This is a genomic window from Hymenobacter sp. GOD-10R (assembly GCF_035609205.1).
Classification (GTDB): domain Bacteria; phylum Bacteroidota; class Bacteroidia; order Cytophagales; family Hymenobacteraceae; genus Hymenobacter.
Genome location: NZ_CP141188.1, coordinates 60,497 through 77,647, shown reverse-complemented (window position 1 = coordinate 77,647; position 17,151 = coordinate 60,497). Strand labels below are relative to the sequence as shown.

Below are 17,151 nucleotides of genomic sequence, written 5' to 3'. Positions count from 1 at the left end.
ATGCAGGTAATACTTACCGAACAAACCCTAGCGTTTGTACTGGATGCGGCTCAGTATAGCCAAGCCACTCTGCACAAATGCTTTTACTGGTACACGCGCGACTACCAAGTCCTGCTGGAACCTATATCGACTACGCAGACACGCGTGCAATTGCGGCCCAAAGAAGGTACTTCCTTTCCCGTTTCCCCTACTACCCTCGTGGACCAAGTGCACAATGATTTAATTGACTTCAAACTGCGTGAATTTATTGCGGAGGAAACCCGTCCGGTGCGGGAGCTACTCATTGCAAAGGCATTCGCTCACTTCGACACTGAGCAGCCCCTACTCACCGACATTTCCGACCCAGTCGGCTTTCTGCTGACGTCTGAAGCACCGCAGGGCGAAGCCATATGATAACAACCGTTACCCGTAAAACCCGCAAGTTCCAGACGGCAGACACATATACTCAAGGAGAGGAGTACCACCTACTGCCCTTCCGCTTTCACGTGCTCAGCCCCCAGCGGGAAGTACTCGTCAGCGAAGTAGGAGATTACCTGATCGTGCCACGGGGTACGGTAGCCCGTTTAGTCACCCGGCAATTGGACCGCGAGCAAGAGGAAGAATTGTACGCGGACCTGCTGGCGGGCTTCTTCATCGCCGATGCCCCCGAACTGCCGCTGCTGGATGTGCTAGCCACCCGTTATCGCACCAAGAAGGCTTTTCTGGATCACTTCACCGCGCTGCACATCTTCGTGGTGACCTTGCGCTGCGAGCACACCTGCCACTACTGCCAGGTCTCGCGCGTGACGGCGAATCAAGACGCGTTCAACATGGCCCGGCACCACTTGGAGCAGGGGATTGACTTGATGTTGCAGTCGCCGAACCCATACGTCACCATGGAGTTCCAAGGGGGAGAGGCGCTACTCGCCTTCGAGTTGATCCAGTACGGCGTGGAGCGCGCTGAACGGCTAGCCCAGCAAGCGGGCAAGTACATCACCTTTGTGATCTGCACGAACCTGGCGGTAGTCACGGACGAGATCCTACAGTACTGCCAGCAGCACCAGATCCTGATCTCCACTTCGCTGGATGGTCCCGAGTTCCTGCACAACGCCAACCGGCACCGGCCTAAGCGCAACAGCTACGAGCTGACGGTGCAAGGCATCGAGCGGGCTCGCCAGTGGGTGGGCGAGGATCGCGTCTCGGCGCTGATGACCACTTCCACCCTCTCACTGCAGCACCCGCTGGCCATTGTCGACGAGTACTACGCCCGCGGCTTCAAAAGCATTTTTCTGCGGCCCATCTCGCCCTACGGCTTTGCCTTACGCAGCGACAAGAAGAATAAGTACGCCACCGACACCTTTTTAACCTTCTACAAAACGGCCCTGGCGCACATTCTGGATTATAACTTCCGGGGCCACTACTTCCGCGAGGACTACGCCACTATCATCCTGCGCAAGATTCTGACGCCCTTCTCAGTAGGATACGTGGACTTGCAATCCCCGGCGGGTCTGGTGAACAGCGTGGTCGTGTTCAACTACGATGGGGCCGTGTATGCCTCCGATGAGGCGCGCATGTTGGCCGAAATGCAGGACGACACATTCCGCCTCGGCCACCTGGATACGCACACCTACCAGGAACTCTTCTACGGCGCCAAAGCCCAGGAGATTGCTGGCGTGTGGTCCAACGAAGGATTGGCGGGCTGCTCCGAATGCGCCTTTCAGCCTTACTGTGGCGCCGATCCGGTGCTACACCATGCCACGCAAGGCGATATGTACGGGCACCGGCCTACGAGTGTGTTCTGCCAGAAGAACATGGAAATTATCCGCTACCTCTTTGAACTGATGGATACGGATCCGCGCATTGAGGACATTTTCCGCCGCTGGGTAGCGGATTTTAGCTAAGCTAGGCATGTTACGTATTCGAGGAAACGCACACCAGATTACAATCTCTTTGGTGGGCACTATTACCTATGATCCGGCGCAAGGTGGTCATAACCGTTTTCTGGTGGTCGATGCCGCGCGCGTTGATCCTGCACATGCCGCAGGCTTTGGGGCGGTGCTCACCTCAGCTCTGCAGGTGCCGGCGGAACTACAGACCCCCTGTGTGTACAACCTGCTAGCGCTCGCCGATCTCGATGAAGGCGATGTGGTCTCCTTGGATCCGAATGGGCAGATCGTACGCCAGTACCGGGTACAGTCCCGGCAGAACTTTCTGCTGGCCACGGAGCGCTGTAATAGTAACTGCCTGATGTGCTCACAGCCGCCGAAAGACCGGGATGACACGGGCTATCTGATGCAGCTGTACCGGCAAGTGATTCCGCTGATTCCCGCGGATTGCGCGGAGCTAGGCATCACGGGCGGGGAGCCTACTTTGCTGGGAGACGCCTTCTTTGAGCTGCTCGGCCTGTGCAAGCAGCACTTGCCTACCACGGAGTTGCATTGCCTGACCAATGGACGCACGTTTGCCTGGAAGGGTTTCGCCGAGCGCTTAGGCGCCTTGGAGTTGCCGCAGCTTATGCTGGGTATTCCGCTCTACGCGGATCATTACCACTTGCACGACTACATCGTGCAAGCGCCGGGGGCATTTGACCAAACCGTGCGGGGCTTGCATCACTTGGCAGCCGTCGGGCAACGGGTAGAAATTCGCGTGGTGGTACACCGCTTGACCGTGCCTCGGTTGGTCAAGCTAGCCAAGTTCATCTACCGCAACTTGCCCTTTGTCGAGCACGTCACCTTCATGGGCCTGGAGAACACAGGCTACACGCCCCACAACAGGGATAAGCTGTGGATGGATCCGGTGGAATACATGACCCAACTGCAGGAAGCGGTAGAGTTCTTAGCCTTGCATCGCCTGCACGTCTCCATCTACAACCACCAGCTCTGCTTGCTACCCGAGTCGCTGTGGGGCTTTGCTCGCCGCTCGATCTCGGACTGGAAGAATATCTATCTGCCCGCGTGTGATGGTTGCGGGGTGCAGGAGCAGTGCGGGGGCTTTTTTGCTTCGTGTGCCAGCCTGCATAGCGCGCACATTCGTGCTATTTCGCCAGAGCAGCTCTTCGTTATGACAAACGAATAACCATATGCGAAAACTTCTACTAATTCTCTCTTTGGCTGCCGTGGCAGGATGTAGCGGCGATTCCCCTAGCCCTTCTACCTCAAAAGGAAGTAAATGCGGTTGTAGTAAGTATAATAAATCCGATTGTTCTACTCACGGCTGCACTTGGACTACAGGCAAAGGCTGTGGATGTTGAGTAAAGAAATTCCTCAACAGGAGGCTATCTTTATTTAGAATACATCGAGATCGACGCTGCTCCTATTCTATAAAGGGTTCTTTTCTGAACACATTTAGTACCCGACTTAACGGCCCCGAAAACGCGGTTTTTCGGGGCCGTTTTTGCCCAAGTAATGTGAACGTAGTAGGATTACGCCTTACTGAAAGCTTCTAGCAGGGTGCGCAAATGTGGATCCCGCACGTACTGCTCGATGAGAGAGGCATTATAGCTCGGGTGATCCAAACTGGTTAGTACCCAGTGAAACTCCCCTTCGTCCACGGTCACGAAGCCCATTTGCCAATCGGCAAAAAAGCGCTGTGCCCCGTGCGCGGTACTTAGGGTCGTTACTTGTCGGTGGCGGGTGTCGCGCTGAATGCGGCTATAGAGCAAGTCCACGGGGTCAGAATTGCCTTCTAGCAACTGCACAAACTGGCGATCACTGTAGCACAGCAGCCCCGTGATGCCGTGCCTTTCATTCCAGGCACGTGATTCCTCGAGCAGTTCGCTAATCTGCTCTTCCTCGAAGGCCTGTGTTGCACGGCTGCGATAGAGCACGTGCTTGATTCGTCCATCAAGTAGGCGCAGCACCTGTTCCAGGGAAAGGGTCCCCACGGCATACTCATCTAGTAGCGCTCGTTCGTAGGCTTGTGGTTCCAGGGGAGTATTAGCTGCCAAGGCCGTGGCCCAGGCAATGGCCCGGCGTCGCGCCGCTTCTGTCGAGAGATCTTCCATCCCTGGTTGTACGGCCGGAAAAAAGCGGCTACTACGGACTCCAGAAGTATAACTACGGATTTGCCACCAGATAACTACGTAAAGTAGTCGCAGGGTACCACACTTTTCTATGGCGTGCACAACCTATACAACAAGATCTTCTGATGGTGCGCAAAAAAGGGTACCAAAATCAGTCCTGAAAAACGGCGTTTCTAGCGTGTATTCGCAGCCTTAGAAACTGCCCAAAAACCGTTGGTTTAGGGCCAAGCAGCAGAACTTACTTTGAGTAGATTCAATAGCACAACTACAGCACCCCAAAGGTGCCTATGAAAAGTGCGCCTTGCTTAGCTACGGCAGGATAAAAATTGTATATTTTTACGTCAAATCAGGATTAAAATATAATACGTTTGAACCTCACAGTAGTCATTCTTCACCAATTATGACTTTTTTTATTAATTCTCGATGGGTACCAATGCTGCTCTTCGGTGCCCTTCTAGTGCTACAAGCTTGTGCCAGCAAAGATCCTAACCCGTCTACGCCGGATGACCCAGAGCGACCCAGCGAGAAGCTGGTGGAACTCTTGGATGCTCAGGCGGAGAAAACCTATAAATTATCCGAATTAGAATTGCCTGATGGGAGCAAGTTGTTAGACACGCTACGTGCCTACGACCCGAACTTCTTGAACGATTATCCCTCTTTGCAGCGGGGAGGAGTTGCTACCGCTAGCGAGCCGACGAATTATGAATCGCAAAAACGCCTGTTGCTTGCCCGCATGCAGGTGGTGGCTAACAACATCACCACACGAAAGCTGCATCAGCAAGCGCAAGGCGTACAAAGTAACGAACCTGCTCAGCCCAATGGGTTAGCGTACGTATATGGCGCCAAGTCCTACGCGTCGCGTACACCAGGACGCCCCACAACTATTCAGACTCAAGCAGATGTTACGAAAAGGGGGTATAAAGGCACCTGGGGAACAGAGGCGTTGTACGGCTTGGACTGCAGTGGCTTTATCCTCCGAGTTGCTGCCGGAGCAAATTTAAAACTAGACGCGGAGGGCGCTAGTGGACAATCTGATCCCGCTGTATGGAACAAAGCGTTACAAAGCAGCTCCTATCATGTAGAAGCACGGAAAGTAGACGTGTCTATCAGCGACTTGGAATCTGGAGACATCATATTTTGGCCGGACCAAGCACCTCACCACATTGGCATTGTGCTGAGAGATGCCAAGGGATTAGGTATCTTTCAATCGAATGGCTCAGACTGTTCCTACAGACTACATTCTGACCCTGAAGAGCCCTGTTTAAAAAATGGCGTCATCGATGAGGCTTGCGTCCTCGAACAGATGAAAGCTAACCGAGGCCCTGGCAGGGGCCCCCGTCCCCTAACACTAACTACTACATGGTTCGGGTCAAGCTATGGAGTCATACGCTTCTTCCCAGAATATAAGTTAACGAAACTCTCGGGGGATGGGCAAACAGGCCAACTCTACGCGCAGCTACCGCAACCGGTCCAACTAAAGGTTGTCGATGAAGACGGGGTCGCCCAGAAAGGCGTCACCGTAACGTTTGTGCCCAAAGATGCAACCAGTGGAAGCGCCACGCCGAGTAGCGCAGTGAGTGATGCCAACGGCTTAGTAAAGACTACTTGGACGTTAGGCAGTACACTTGGCACGCAGCAACTAAACGCTGCAGTGAAATCTTCGGCTTCAGCAACCGCCGCATTCACCGCCACAGCCAACAACAACTGTATTGACGTAGCCAATCCAATTTTGCAGTTGTTAACCGGTGGTAGTTCTAGGACCTGGGTGGCGGAAGGCTTCGACGATCTGTCATCCAATAATCTCCACTGCCCTAAAGCCACCTTTAATGGAGCAGGTACTCCAAAGCTGGTATTTTCTTCCACCGGTACGTGTGCCAACACGGATGCGTCCGGAAGCTACCCAATCTCTGTCTCCTCCACTTGCACATACTACATTGCACAAATAGGTACTACAACTGGGCCATTTTGTGTCACAAAAACATCACCTACAACGACATTGATTTCCATACCTCTTGCTTCAGGTTCCGGAAGCGTCAGCTACACCCTTGAAGCTATTACTGCAACACAGTTGCGGATAAGAGGGAATAGCATGGTTATGTACTACAAGGCGCAGTAAACTTATTTCTGGTGCCTTGATCCTTCTGCGTATTAGCAAGAACACTTGTGTAGGTGGCCTGTGACATGATCGTAGCACTTCCAAAGGCATGAGAGTGGCTATCTACGACAAAGAGGAAGGCTCATTAGCCCTCCAAAAAACGGTAATAAAAAACGGCCTGGAAAACCTGCATTTCCAGGCCGTTTTGGCGATGTGTCATGCCCTCCAATAAACGACCGTTAGCTAATAGTACTGGATACTTTTTCAGTACCTTGTTTGCAGACTTAATCTCTTAAACATGGCTATTACTGTTTACCCCAAAGCAGGGGTTTCAAACTCAGAACTACTTGATACAATTTATTCTAGAGTAGAAGCAGGAGGAATACCGGAGTGGAGTTTCGATGATTCCGAAGTACCTGTTCTTATTGTAGCTGACAAAGAAGAGTTGGCTGGTGGAGCAGTTCAGTGTGTCGAAGAAAAGTTAGAAAATGAAGATGCACTTACCTTTCTCTGTACACCTAAACCAGATAGTCCGAATGGATCATACAGCAAGTTGAATGGGCTTTTCGTTACAACTCTGTTATTGTACTTCCGTGACAAGGTTGATTACACTGTTGTCAAGCACTGGCTAGACTATTCTGTGGTTGCTTCACCAGATTTCAAAATATATAGACATAAATAACATTGAATCGAGGTCAAAAAGGTACACCTTTCTGAACCCACCTGACGATTAGGAAGTACTCGAATTAGAATGCTCTTTTGAACACTTTTAATCTTCACCTCAACGGCCCCGGAAAACTGTATGTTCGAGGTCGTTTTGTTATAATTTGTGCGGCATGCACGTGCTCTAGGCGATTGCTTTTGCAATTGAATAGGCTGTAGTCACTGCGCTTAGTATCATCACATGACGTGCTCAGTAATTAGATGCTACTAAGTTGAAAAACTCGGAATTACATTCTCAATTATCATGAAATAAAGAATACTCTAGGAGATTGTGTTCTCATACTAATATTAGCTCTGTAGTTGATTGAAAATGTAAATTTGTTTGGACAATTAATTGTATTTTTTAACGGAAAGTATACACTAGCCCAATAATTATGCTGTTTATGAATAGTAAAAAATGGGAACGAGCTGTCGTACACCTAGAATGCATAGTTGATAGTGAAGATAGTATCGCACAACATGAAATATTACACCGGCTTCAACTGAACTTAAATCAGGAAAGAATCACCGAATCTGAGTTTCACTCTGCATTAGCAGCTATAGAAGATCGCAGGACTCCTATACGTGATTTTGGTACAGCCATATTTCTTTTACACGAGAATAGAAGATACTTACTTACTGCTAAACACGTCGTGTGGGATGAGCTATCTGCTACGCGAGTAATGGAAAGGGATGCAGAGTGGCATAAATCGCATCCCCCCGATATGCAAGAAGATGCAGCAGCTTATGCTAAGAAACGAGCCCAAGACACCATTTTTCAGAAGATCTATCGTGGGTTGTCTATTGACGAAATCAAAGGTGAAAGTAAACTAGCGTTTCCTTTAATGCCCTACTTGTCGCACCTGCAAATTGGGCCTACCGATTCTTTTGCTTGGTCTACCCCTGCTTCCCATCTAGATCTTGCTGTGATATCGTTAGATCGTATTAACACCGGGTTTGCGGAAGATCTACTCAAAAGCGGCTACACTCCTATAACTGTTGCTGATCTGGCATCTGAACCTGTATCGGAAGGAGAAGATGTATACGCAATAGGTTTTCCCATTAACTCGCATCAAAGCCCTATACCAGTAGAACCATCGTTTCAGAATTTGGTAGCCTCAACGTTTGCTCTGCCTAATTCAGTTACTGGTAAAGTTGTGATGAGCAAGCAAGAACTGACCTATTTCTGGGCTGTTATGCCAATTAATTATGGAAATAGTGGGGGTCCAGTGATTGCCAGAGATAAATTAGTCGGAATAGTAAGCAGACGGCGTAGCTTAACACCAGAAATACTTGCTAGCAATTCTAATTTCAATGAAAGCGATACCGTGGGAAGAGTCACACATATCAGACACATACTTCCACTATTGAGATTACAACAACTCAAAGATAAATTCGAAATAGCAAAAGCATGGAGAAACTTTGAATTTATTCAGAAGTGTCGATTGGCAGGATGGGACCAAGAAATGTATGAGTCGCTCGAATTTATGGAAAAATGGGCTGCAGGTGAGTTGTAGAAGTTTAAAGCAAAATATTTAAAGTTGATTTTGCTCACTGTAGTGAATATAATTATATAAAATAGTAAATATTAATTCATTCTGGCTAGTAGAGTACTCTTTGATTGGATCAAGCCCTTAAATCAAATAGCTTTCTATTAATTAGTCACGCTTTTATAAACCAGTATTGTAATCCTTCGGCAGATAACTTGGGGCTCAAACCTGCACGTTTACTAGGTAAGACATCTTGAAATAGTACTTGATGAATGTCGTTAATAACTAATCGTGCTTCTGCCAAATAACCATGGCCTAATTGGCTCATGTCTACATTGCCCACATGTATAGTGTCGACGTTTGATACAACAGTATATGGAGGTGCTAACCCAACACGTGGGGTCCCTCCCCGCAATATACTGGCAAGACGTAAGGCTCTATCTTTATGAGAAATGTACAACGTTGTGTGATGTGCAACGCGATCATAGTTCTGCGCTAAGCTTTCGAATAACCCTTTGTCAACGTCCGGAGCCGCCAGGATAAAATGGTGGAACATTTTAGTATTATCCTTAGTACTTTCTGCGATACGTTGAAGAGCACGTAACAAAAGTAAATTTCCCATACTGTGCGCAATAACATGCACGCGCTCGGCACCGCAGTTACGAGCAAACTCTTGCAAGTATTCACTAATTGCTACTTCGCTACCACTAATTGCGGCATCATCATATAGATACCCGAGGAGAGCTCCGCTAGAAGGCCAACTAAAGAAACCAACTGGACCCTGTATGTCTAAATCGTAGCCGATCTGCGCAGCTCGAATGGCTGCTTCCTCGAATGAGACGTTGTAGCCATGCAGAAAGACAACCCCACAACGTTCATCTTCTTGCCAGCGTTTTACTTCAGCTTTAATGCTGGCCCAATACACATCGGCCTGTAGCGCTTCAGTCTTTACTAATTGAAGCGCTTGATCATCGGGTCTGTTAGTTAGCTTTCTCCATTGTCTTCTGATCAAGCCTGATTCGACTTTACCAGTTATATGCCCTTCTGGAATATGCACGACGCAAGTACCATATAAAGTCGTGCTAGTTCGCTTAGCAGAAAACTTTACTTGCCCTTCGTTTACTATAGCTTCTCGATTGGTAGCATACCAAAGTGTGTAATCGGTTGCTGGAGAAACGTATTCTTCTTTGATAGGAGTATATAAGTTACCACGTGTAAAGTATTCGTCTTCATATTCTACTTCATCTCTCTCTAGTTCAGTCATGATCAATTCAGAAACTGAAACGCTTTCCACCCAATCGCTGATATACTCGGCGTTACCTAGGTCAAATAAGTCGTAGGGAAGTTCATAGCTATCAGGAACTGGCTCGACAGAGGTATGGATTGAAGATTCTGGTAGCAGTGTAATCACTAACTCAATTGCCCCTGATGCTGTTCCTTCTATAACCGTATCGGTGATGACACGCGGATTAGACCACCAACCTTCAAGCGGGATTGAGTACTGGATCTCTGCTGATTCAACCGTAGGTACCAATAGAATTCTAATTGAATCGCCAATCACAGCAGAAGGGATACTTGCAATCAATTCATTGACTGGTCTTCCTATGAGTTTTAAGCGCGTCGCTGTAGACTCATGTACTCTATGAGCTGCTGCTATACTAAACCGCTCAACAGATTGATATTTGATACGCAGTTGAAATCCACGATCTTGATTGATAGCAAGCATAGGTTTTAACAGAGCTTATAAAAGTTTAGCTACACACAAATTAATTCTATCTCTGTGAATTCTCTTGACTTAAATCCTTATCAAAAGCTACTAGACAAGTTGCTCACCTGCACCATGGCGCAAGAAGTAGCGGATCACTTTGCAGCTCATCCAACGCTATTGGATTATACGCTGTTGAAAACATTGACAGCTCGCTCTACCACTGATACGGAGTCGTTAAAGGCGAAGCAGTGGCTGAACCAAGTGCTCACAACGTTGCTTAGCTATAAGGCTTTGAATGAATATTTGAATCTACCGGCCGAGGAGGTTGATGCTTATATTCTAAACCATATTGAATTACTAACACAAGATACATACGTCGGACTTGAACGCTTATTAGTGCAGCATGCAGGTGACTCTGATATGTGTAATTTTCTACTAGAATGTCAAACCGAACTAGCGCGAGCCGCGGCGATCCTATTGACTAATAGTGGCGACTGGAAGCAGACCTGCTCCTTCTTTCGAAATAGTATATCATGGCTAGTGCACCCAGGAGCAGCAACTAGCTTTACAGAAATAGTGCAGCAGCAGCCACAGCTTACTGAACATGTAGCCAGCTTGCAAGAGGCAATCCGACGTTGTGTAGAAGAGGGAGTTGAACCAGTGCTTAAGGAGATGGAATTAAGCTTGCTATTGTACAAGATCGATGAAACGACAGATGATACTCGTATACCCTTAGTGCGTCGAGCGCTAGTGCTACTCGAAGACTCACAACTTCCATCCACTCCAGAGTATCGCCTTGAGAAACGGGCACTCTTGCAGATGACGCTGGGAACAGACCTCAAAAATTCTACTACTGGAGAGCGGGCTCAGAATATAGAAGAAGCTATTTACGCGTTTAGGCAAGCACTACAAGTATATACACCCGAACAATATCTCGAGGATTGGGCTGCAACACTTAACAATCTGGCCAATGCTTACAGAGTACGAGTGCATGGGGATAAAGCAGAGAACTTAGAGAAGGCTCTTCAAATTTACGAACAGGTACTACAAGTACTCCCGGCGCAAAAATTACCAGAACTGTGGGGAAAGACGCAGTATAATTTAGGACTTACTTACCATGAGCGCCTAGATGGTGAGCGTGCGCAAAATATCGAGGATGCTATTCATGCCTATCAACAAGCTATAACAGCGTTAAATCGAACTCAATTTCCTGCGTATTGGGCTGACGTTCAAAATAATCTAGGCAACGCGTATCGCAACCGCTTGCATGGAAAGAAAGTCGACAACCTCGAAATCGCCATACAAGCGTTTCAATCAGCGCTAGAAGAATTTACGCGTGAACACCATCCTGAACAGTGGGCTAGAACACGAAGTAACTTAGGTGCAGCTTACCAAGAACGTGTAGATGGAAGTAGATCAGTGAACCAAGAAACGGCGATCTGGCAGGTCAAGCAAGCTCTAAAAGTGTATACGCAAGAGCATTTTTCTGAAGGATGGGCTGGTGCGCAATACAACCTCGGAAACACCTACCGTACACGTTTAATGGGCGAACGAGCTCGAAATATAGAAGAGGCAATTCGTGCTTACGAGCTCGCATTACAAGTGCATACCCGTGACAAGTATCCGGAAGAGTGGGCTAGCCTACAGAATAACTTAGGTGCCACCTATCTAGAACGTCTACTTGGCGAACCAGCAGAAAACATAGAACACGCTATTCAGCTCTGTGAGAGAGCACTACAAGTGTACACTCGTGAACGTCATCCGGAGCATTGGGCCATGGCGCAGAGTAATCTAGCTTCTTGTTATGGAAACCGCTTGCGTGGGGAAAGAGCAGAGAATTTAGAGAAAGCAATATCCACTTCAGAATTAGCCTTGCAAGTTTACACTTATGAACACTATCCGGAGAAGTGGGCTGGGACACAGAATAATTTAGGGCATATTTATTTAGAACGTACGAGAGAAGACAAGGCTCAGAACGTAAAAGAAGCAATCAAAATCTGTGAGCTTATACTGGAATTGTGTTCCAAAGAACAGTACCCATCTGAATGGGGAACTGCACAGAAGAATCTCGGAATCGCTTATGTGCAACGCTCTTATGGAGCACTGATGGGTGACTCAGTAGATGCCATTCAAGCCTTCGAGCAAGCATTGTCTGTTTTTACGCCAGAGGAGTATCCAATAGAGCGAGCATTTACGCAAAGCGACTTGAGTAACGCTTATCTGCGACATTCTGGTGGAGTTCGAGCAGAAAACATAGAGTATGCTATTGATCTGTGCGAGCAATCTTTACTGATACTAACCCAGGACGCGTACCCGGAGCAGTGGGCGGGTACGCAGACGAACTTAGGGAATGGTTACCGAATGCGTCAGTATGGCGAACGAGTTCATAACGTAGAGAAGGCGATAGAAGCTTACCGAAACTCATTGCAAGTCCGAACGCTTGACCAATTACCTCAAGCTTACCGGGACACTTTCTACAGCTTAGGAAATCTACTCTATGAAGCGAAGCGCTGGGGCGAAGCTCGTGCTGCTTTTGAGGAAGTTCACAGGGCTATAACCCTAATACAAGCAGAAACCTACCGGCAAGAAAGTCGAAGTTACCTAGTCTACGACAATGCACAGATATATGCCGACCTTATTCACTGCTGCTTATTGTTAAACGATTATGAAGCAGCTGCTTCGTATGCCTTGATTGGAAAAGGTCGTTCACTAACAGAGACATTAGCTGGTGACTCAGAGTCGTTAGATACACTACTACAGAACGATCCGATCTTAGCAAAGGACTGGGAACCTATTCAAGAATTCCGAGCAGAGTTGGATGGATTGTTAGCGTTTTCTAGGCAAGGCCGAACTCCTGTGGAAATACTAAGTCGTATAACCTACTTGCAGCAGGAAATTAATCGCCGTACGGACACCTTATTATTTAATTATCCATCACTAATCGCTGTGCAGCCGTTACCACCTTTATCGGTGACACAGGCTCAAGTATTGTCTGAACGACTAGACGGTGTGCCACTAGTCGAATACATCAGGCATGGTGGTGGTTGGGGAGCTTTCATCTTTACTCCTACTACTGTCAGCTATGTTGCGTTAGCCAATAATTTATTAGAACGAATTGCGAATCCCCTGAATGCTATTCTGCACGATAACTTTTGGGTTATAAATAGAGAGCCAATCGATTGCTCTGCTGTTCTAGAACAGATGCACGAGCTACTTATAACTCCTCTGCTTCCTTATCTGCCTCCTAATGGATCTTTAGTAGTAGCTCCTACTTATGCGTTACATCTGGTACCTTTTCAAGCACTTTTAAGTACTCGAGGTAGGTATCTGAGTGAAGATTATGCGATTAGCTTCGTTCCTAGTTTAGCTACACTGAAGGTACTGTATGAGCAGCAGCAACGAAATGCGAGGGAGAAAATAGAATCAGGAGAACAACGTCTACTTAGCGTTGGCTATTCTGGTGAGGGTGGCGCACATCTATCTAATGTGGTACCTGAAGCAATGGCCGTGTGTAAGCACTTCGCGCAGGCTGTACAGTTACTAGAAGAAGAGGCGTTACCAGCAAGTGTACTCGAGGCTGCTGCTAGTCAATCATTTGAGGTAGTGCATATCAATTGCCACGGAGGTTTCGATATGCGAAATCCGTTGCATTCAGGACTAGAGCTAGCTCAAGGGCTCAGACTTACGGTTAACGATATAAGATTACGCTTGCGTCTTAAAGGAAATCCGCTAGTGGCACTCAGTGCTTGCCAGACAGGGCAAACTCGCCCAGAACAGGGAGACGAAACCAACGGCTTGTCATGGGCGTTTTTAGCTGCAGGAGCCTCTGCTGTTGTTTCTAGTCAATGGTCAGTCCCGGATCGAGCCACACGTGTACTATTTGAAGCCTTTTACGCAACACGGCAAGAAAGCCGAATCAGTAATGCTGAAGCGCTACAACAGGCTATTCAGCACGTACGCCAGAAAGAGAAATATAGAAGCAATCCTTTCTTTTGGGCTGCTTTTCAAGTTATGGGATTGCCGCTATGAGTTTGAACAAGCAACTACCTAAAGGCTATCATGCATTTAGCTATACAATGCTTGTGAGGTATAAATAGAAGCTGAGCACAATATTCTTTGCAGCTACATGGACTAGACTGATCTATAATTAGTTGTGGATTAGCCCAGCTGCTCAGTAAACCTTGTAAAAGTCACATAGTCGACTTATCTGCACAAATGTCGAGTTTGTATCGTTTCACAAACGCCCGTGGCTGTTGCAGAAGTGCTAGTCAGCGGGAAGCCATTCGCGTAGAGGGAAGATGCAAGGCAAGAAGCAGTTCACCGATCAGCTCGTCACGCACTTCCGCCTCTCCGAGCGGGTGCCCACGCATAACTTCTACCGGCGACTCGACGCGCTCTTGGACCTGGGCTTCCTCTATGAAGCCACCCAAGGCCTGTATAGCCACACCGGGCAGCCCTCGCTCGACCCGGTCGTGTTCTTCAAGCTAGTGCTCATTGGCTACTTGGAAAACATCACCAGCGACCGCCGCCTGCTCGAGCACTGTGCGATGCGGCTGGACCTGCTCTACTTTCTGGGCTACGAGCTCGACGAAGCCCTGCCCTGGCACTCCACTGTGAGCCGCACCCGCCAACTCTACCCGGCGGCACTTTTTGAGCAACTCTTCGACCGCGTCTTTAGCCTCTGCGTGCAACACGGCTTGGTGGCCGGCGACACGCAGACCGTGGACTCCGCCCTGGTGAAAGCCAATGCCTCCCTCGACAGCCTGTGCGAAAAGCAGCCAGTACAAGCAGTGTGGCCGACCTTAACCATCGTGGGGAGCACCCCGAAAACACCGGCCACGCCACACCCGGCCTCGATTCGTTCCGCGCCAGCCCATCAACTCCGCTATGAGGCGGCGCGCCAAGCCAAGCGACAACAGGAGCCCGGTTCCTTGGGCGCTACCCGTCCCCAAGCGCGCTTGCTGAGCAACAAAACGCACTATAGCCCTACCGATCCGGAAGCCCGCATCTCCATCAAGCCCGGCAAAGCGCGCGCTTTGAACTACCTGTGCAGCCTAGTCGTGGATACCGCCCAGGGGGTCATCAGCCATGTGCAAGCGAACTTAGCGGACAGTCGCGACAGCCTGCACTTACCTCGGATTGTGCAGCACCTGCAGCAACGTCTAACGGCCAATGACTTGCAGTTGCGGGACTTGGTTGCCGATACGGGCTACTCCAATGGCTTTAACTATGCCCTGCTCGAAAATAGTGGTGTTACCCCGTGGATACCCGTGTTTGGCGCCTACAAACCGATCGTGGAGGGCTTTACTTACCACGCCCGCGTCGATGAATATCGGTGCCGAGCAGATAAGCCGCTGCCCTTTCGCAAGTACCGCTCTACCGCTGATGGCAACTGGATGAAACATTATCGAGCCTTCTATCAGGATTGCCAGCACTGTCCCTTCAAGGCGAGTTGCGTCCCCTACGCGGACCATAAGCAACTGAATCGCTCCGCTTTTGACGCGGCCTATCATCGGGCCTGGCATCGGCAGCGCAGCCGCCAAGGGCAGCACATGCGCCGTGTGCGACAACGCACCATCGAACCCGTATTCGGCAACTTGCTGCACCACTATGGCTTGCGCCGCATCAACGTACGCGGGCAAGCCGGCGCGCACAAGTGTATGCTGCTGGCGGCAGTGGCCTATAATCTGAAAAAGCTCCTGCGTCATCAACCTAAGCTGCAGTTGGGAATGGCCCGGGTACTACCCCTGCTACCACCTGCACCACCGTTCATGCTCCGCTGCAGGCAACGCCACCGGCGTAACCGCACGAAAGCGCTGCGAAACCTGGCTGGCTCGAACGGGCGGTGAGTTCTGCAACAGCCACGGTCGTCTGCAGATTGTTACGACGTTCCTGCTGGACTTTCAGCTAGGCGTGCGGTACGCCTGCTCTTCAGCACGAAGACTACTTGCTACAAGTGCTCTGACGCGTGCATCGAATCGATGGATGCCTTGTGTGCATTCCACGGGTTTTGGAGGCGTTTAATTGCCTGCTATTCTTAGCCGAGTAGCACCGCCTACTTCCCACGCCTGAATGCGAACCAGTGCTTGATCAATGCGGCACCCGCTCGCTGATCTTCTTGGCTAAATTCTTACTTTACAGCACTTCTTCTCCTTTTCCTCCTGCGAATGCGCCTCCTTGTTCTTGCGATCATGCTGCTGGCACTAACTCGTTGTACCACAAGTAAGCGTTCGCGCCAAGCAGCGGAATGGCTCACGCTCTTCAATGGCCAGGATCTGCGGGAGTGGACGGTGAAAATCCAGCACCATGAGGTAGGCGAGAATTTCGGGAACACGTTTCGCGTCGCCGACGGGGCTATTCAGGTGCGCTATGATCAGTACGGGGACTTCAATGATCAATTTGGCCACTTATACTATCAGGTACCCTTCTCCTATTACCACCTCAAACTCGAGTACCGCTTTGTCGGCGCGCTGCAGCGAGGAGCCCCCAGCTATACCTTACGCAATAGCGGTGTCATGTTCCATGCGCAAGACCCACACACCATGCCCAAGGAACAGGATTGGCCCATTTCCATTGAGTTCCAGTTCTTAGGGGGGCTGGGCGATGGCCAGCCGCGGCCCACGGGCAACATGTGTTCGCCGGGCACACAGATCGTGTACAAGGGGCAGCTGGATGAGCGCCACTGCATCGAGTCAACCTCGAAGACCTATGACGGGGACCAGTGGGTGAAAGCGGAGCTCATTGTGCTGGGCGATTCGAGCATTACCCACATTATCAACGACGATACGGTCATGCGCTACGCAAAGCCACAGATTGGGGGTGGGGTTGTAAACCGGTACGATCCGGCCCTGAAGCAGGATGGCAAATTACTAACGAGCGGGTTTATTGCCCTGCAAAGTGAAGGGCAGCCGGTGGACTTTCGCAATATCGAGCTCCAGGATTTGTCAAAACGGCGATAGGCGGCGCTATTCTTCCGTGGCCCTACTACCGCAGCCACACACGAGGAACTGACAGAACAAGAGTGCTTTAGATGATTATAGTTACGCTAAGGTACTGATTCGACACCCAGGGTATGATCCCCTCTATTGATCAGGCCATAGTAGTCGATCAACGTTACGATGGGGTGGCCCAGCGCCTTTAGCTTGCACCTAAGCCT

Annotated in this window: 11 protein-coding genes; 9 read left to right on the top strand and 2 right to left on the bottom strand. The window is 49.4% G+C overall.

The genetic code is table 11. The annotated features are described in order from the left end of the window. Genes hxsD through hxsC form a run of 3 tightly spaced genes read left to right on the top strand, consistent with a single transcriptional unit; the run spans position 1 to position 3,054 of the window. The gene (hxsD, locus tag SD425_RS29220; RefSeq protein WP_324680582.1) at positions 1-393 is read left to right on the top strand and encodes a His-Xaa-Ser system protein HxsD; all 393 of its coding nucleotides are present in this window, start codon (positions 1-3) and stop codon (positions 391-393) included. Continuing rightward, positions 390-1,880: a His-Xaa-Ser system radical SAM maturase HxsB gene (gene hxsB, locus SD425_RS29215; protein WP_324680580.1), complete on the top strand. Its 1,491-nt coding sequence runs from the start codon at positions 390-392 to the stop codon at positions 1,878-1,880. The genes hxsD and hxsB overlap by 4 nt, the downstream gene beginning before the upstream one ends. 7 nt (positions 1,881-1,887) lie before the next feature. Then, complete coding sequence (gene hxsC / locus SD425_RS29210; RefSeq protein WP_324680578.1) at positions 1,888-3,054, top strand: His-Xaa-Ser system radical SAM maturase HxsC; 1,167 nt, start codon at positions 1,888-1,890, stop codon at positions 3,052-3,054. A 346-nt stretch (positions 3,055-3,400) separates the two neighbouring features. Here hxsC and SD425_RS29205 read toward each other — a convergent pair whose 3' ends face one another. Then, on the bottom strand, positions 3,401-3,982 hold the full coding sequence (locus SD425_RS29205; protein ID WP_324680576.1) for a BLUF domain-containing protein: 582 nt from the start codon (positions 3,980-3,982) through the stop codon (positions 3,401-3,403). A 418-nt stretch (positions 3,983-4,400) separates the two neighbouring features. Between SD425_RS29205 and SD425_RS29200 the strand changes: the two genes are divergently transcribed. The 3 genes from SD425_RS29200 (at position 4,401) to SD425_RS29190 (ending at position 8,314) form a co-directional block, all read left to right on the top strand. Next, on the top strand, positions 4,401-6,116 hold the full coding sequence (locus SD425_RS29200) for an NlpC/P60 family protein (protein WP_324680574.1): 1,716 nt from the start codon (positions 4,401-4,403) through the stop codon (positions 6,114-6,116). 277 nt (positions 6,117-6,393) lie between these two features. Further along, the gene (locus SD425_RS29195; protein ID WP_324680572.1) at positions 6,394-6,777 is read left to right on the top strand and encodes a hypothetical protein; all 384 of its coding nucleotides are present in this window, start codon (positions 6,394-6,396) and stop codon (positions 6,775-6,777) included. Positions 6,778-7,201: 424 nt separating this feature from the next. Further along, positions 7,202-8,314, top strand: coding sequence for a serine protease (locus tag SD425_RS29190; protein WP_324680570.1), 1,113 nt, complete (start codon positions 7,202-7,204; stop codon positions 8,312-8,314). Between the two features lie 145 nt (positions 8,315-8,459). Here SD425_RS29190 and SD425_RS29185 read toward each other — a convergent pair whose 3' ends face one another. Next, positions 8,460-10,013 carry an alpha/beta hydrolase gene (locus SD425_RS29185; protein WP_324680567.1) on the bottom strand — a complete coding sequence of 518 codons (1,554 nt, stop codon included), beginning with the start codon at positions 10,011-10,013 and terminating at the stop codon, positions 8,460-8,462. 54 nt (positions 10,014-10,067) lie between these two features. Between SD425_RS29185 and SD425_RS29180 the strand changes: the two genes are divergently transcribed. From SD425_RS29180 to SD425_RS29170, 3 genes are all read left to right on the top strand, one after another. Continuing rightward, positions 10,068-14,024, top strand: a complete 3,957-nt coding sequence (locus SD425_RS29180; protein ID WP_324680746.1) for a CHAT domain-containing tetratricopeptide repeat protein — start codon at positions 10,068-10,070, stop codon at positions 14,022-14,024. 269 nt (positions 14,025-14,293) lie between these two features. After that, the gene (locus SD425_RS29175) at positions 14,294-15,844 is read left to right on the top strand and encodes an IS1182 family transposase (RefSeq protein WP_324673047.1); all 1,551 of its coding nucleotides are present in this window, start codon (positions 14,294-14,296) and stop codon (positions 15,842-15,844) included. A 342-nt stretch (positions 15,845-16,186) separates the two neighbouring features. Continuing rightward, entirely contained in the window at positions 16,187-16,954 is a 768-nt protein-coding gene (locus tag SD425_RS29170) for a DUF1080 domain-containing protein (protein ID WP_324680743.1), read from the top strand. Positions 16,955-17,151: the final 197 nt, after the last annotated feature.

Coding starts and splice junctions, on each gene's coding strand:
- SD425_RS29170 (WP_324680743.1), top strand. CDS start 16,187: ATGCTGCTGGCACTAACTCGTTGTACCACAAGTAAGCGTTCGCGCCAA.
- SD425_RS29175 (WP_324673047.1), top strand. CDS start 14,294: ATGCAAGGCAAGAAGCAGTTCACCGATCAGCTCGTCACGCACTTCCGC.
- SD425_RS29205 (WP_324680576.1), bottom strand. CDS start 3,982: ATGGAAGATCTCTCGACAGAAGCGGCGCGACGCCGGGCCATTGCCTGG.
- SD425_RS29185 (WP_324680567.1), bottom strand. CDS start 10,013: ATGCTTGCTATCAATCAAGATCGTGGATTTCAACTGCGTATCAAATAT.
- hxsD (WP_324680582.1), top strand. CDS start 1: ATGCAGGTAATACTTACCGAACAAACCCTAGCGTTTGTACTGGATGCG.
- SD425_RS29200 (WP_324680574.1), top strand. CDS start 4,401: ATGACTTTTTTTATTAATTCTCGATGGGTACCAATGCTGCTCTTCGGT.
- SD425_RS29190 (WP_324680570.1), top strand. CDS start 7,202: ATGAATAGTAAAAAATGGGAACGAGCTGTCGTACACCTAGAATGCATA.
- hxsC (WP_324680578.1), top strand. CDS start 1,888: ATGTTACGTATTCGAGGAAACGCACACCAGATTACAATCTCTTTGGTG.
- SD425_RS29195 (WP_324680572.1), top strand. CDS start 6,394: ATGGCTATTACTGTTTACCCCAAAGCAGGGGTTTCAAACTCAGAACTA.
- hxsB (WP_324680580.1), top strand. CDS start 390: ATGATAACAACCGTTACCCGTAAAACCCGCAAGTTCCAGACGGCAGAC.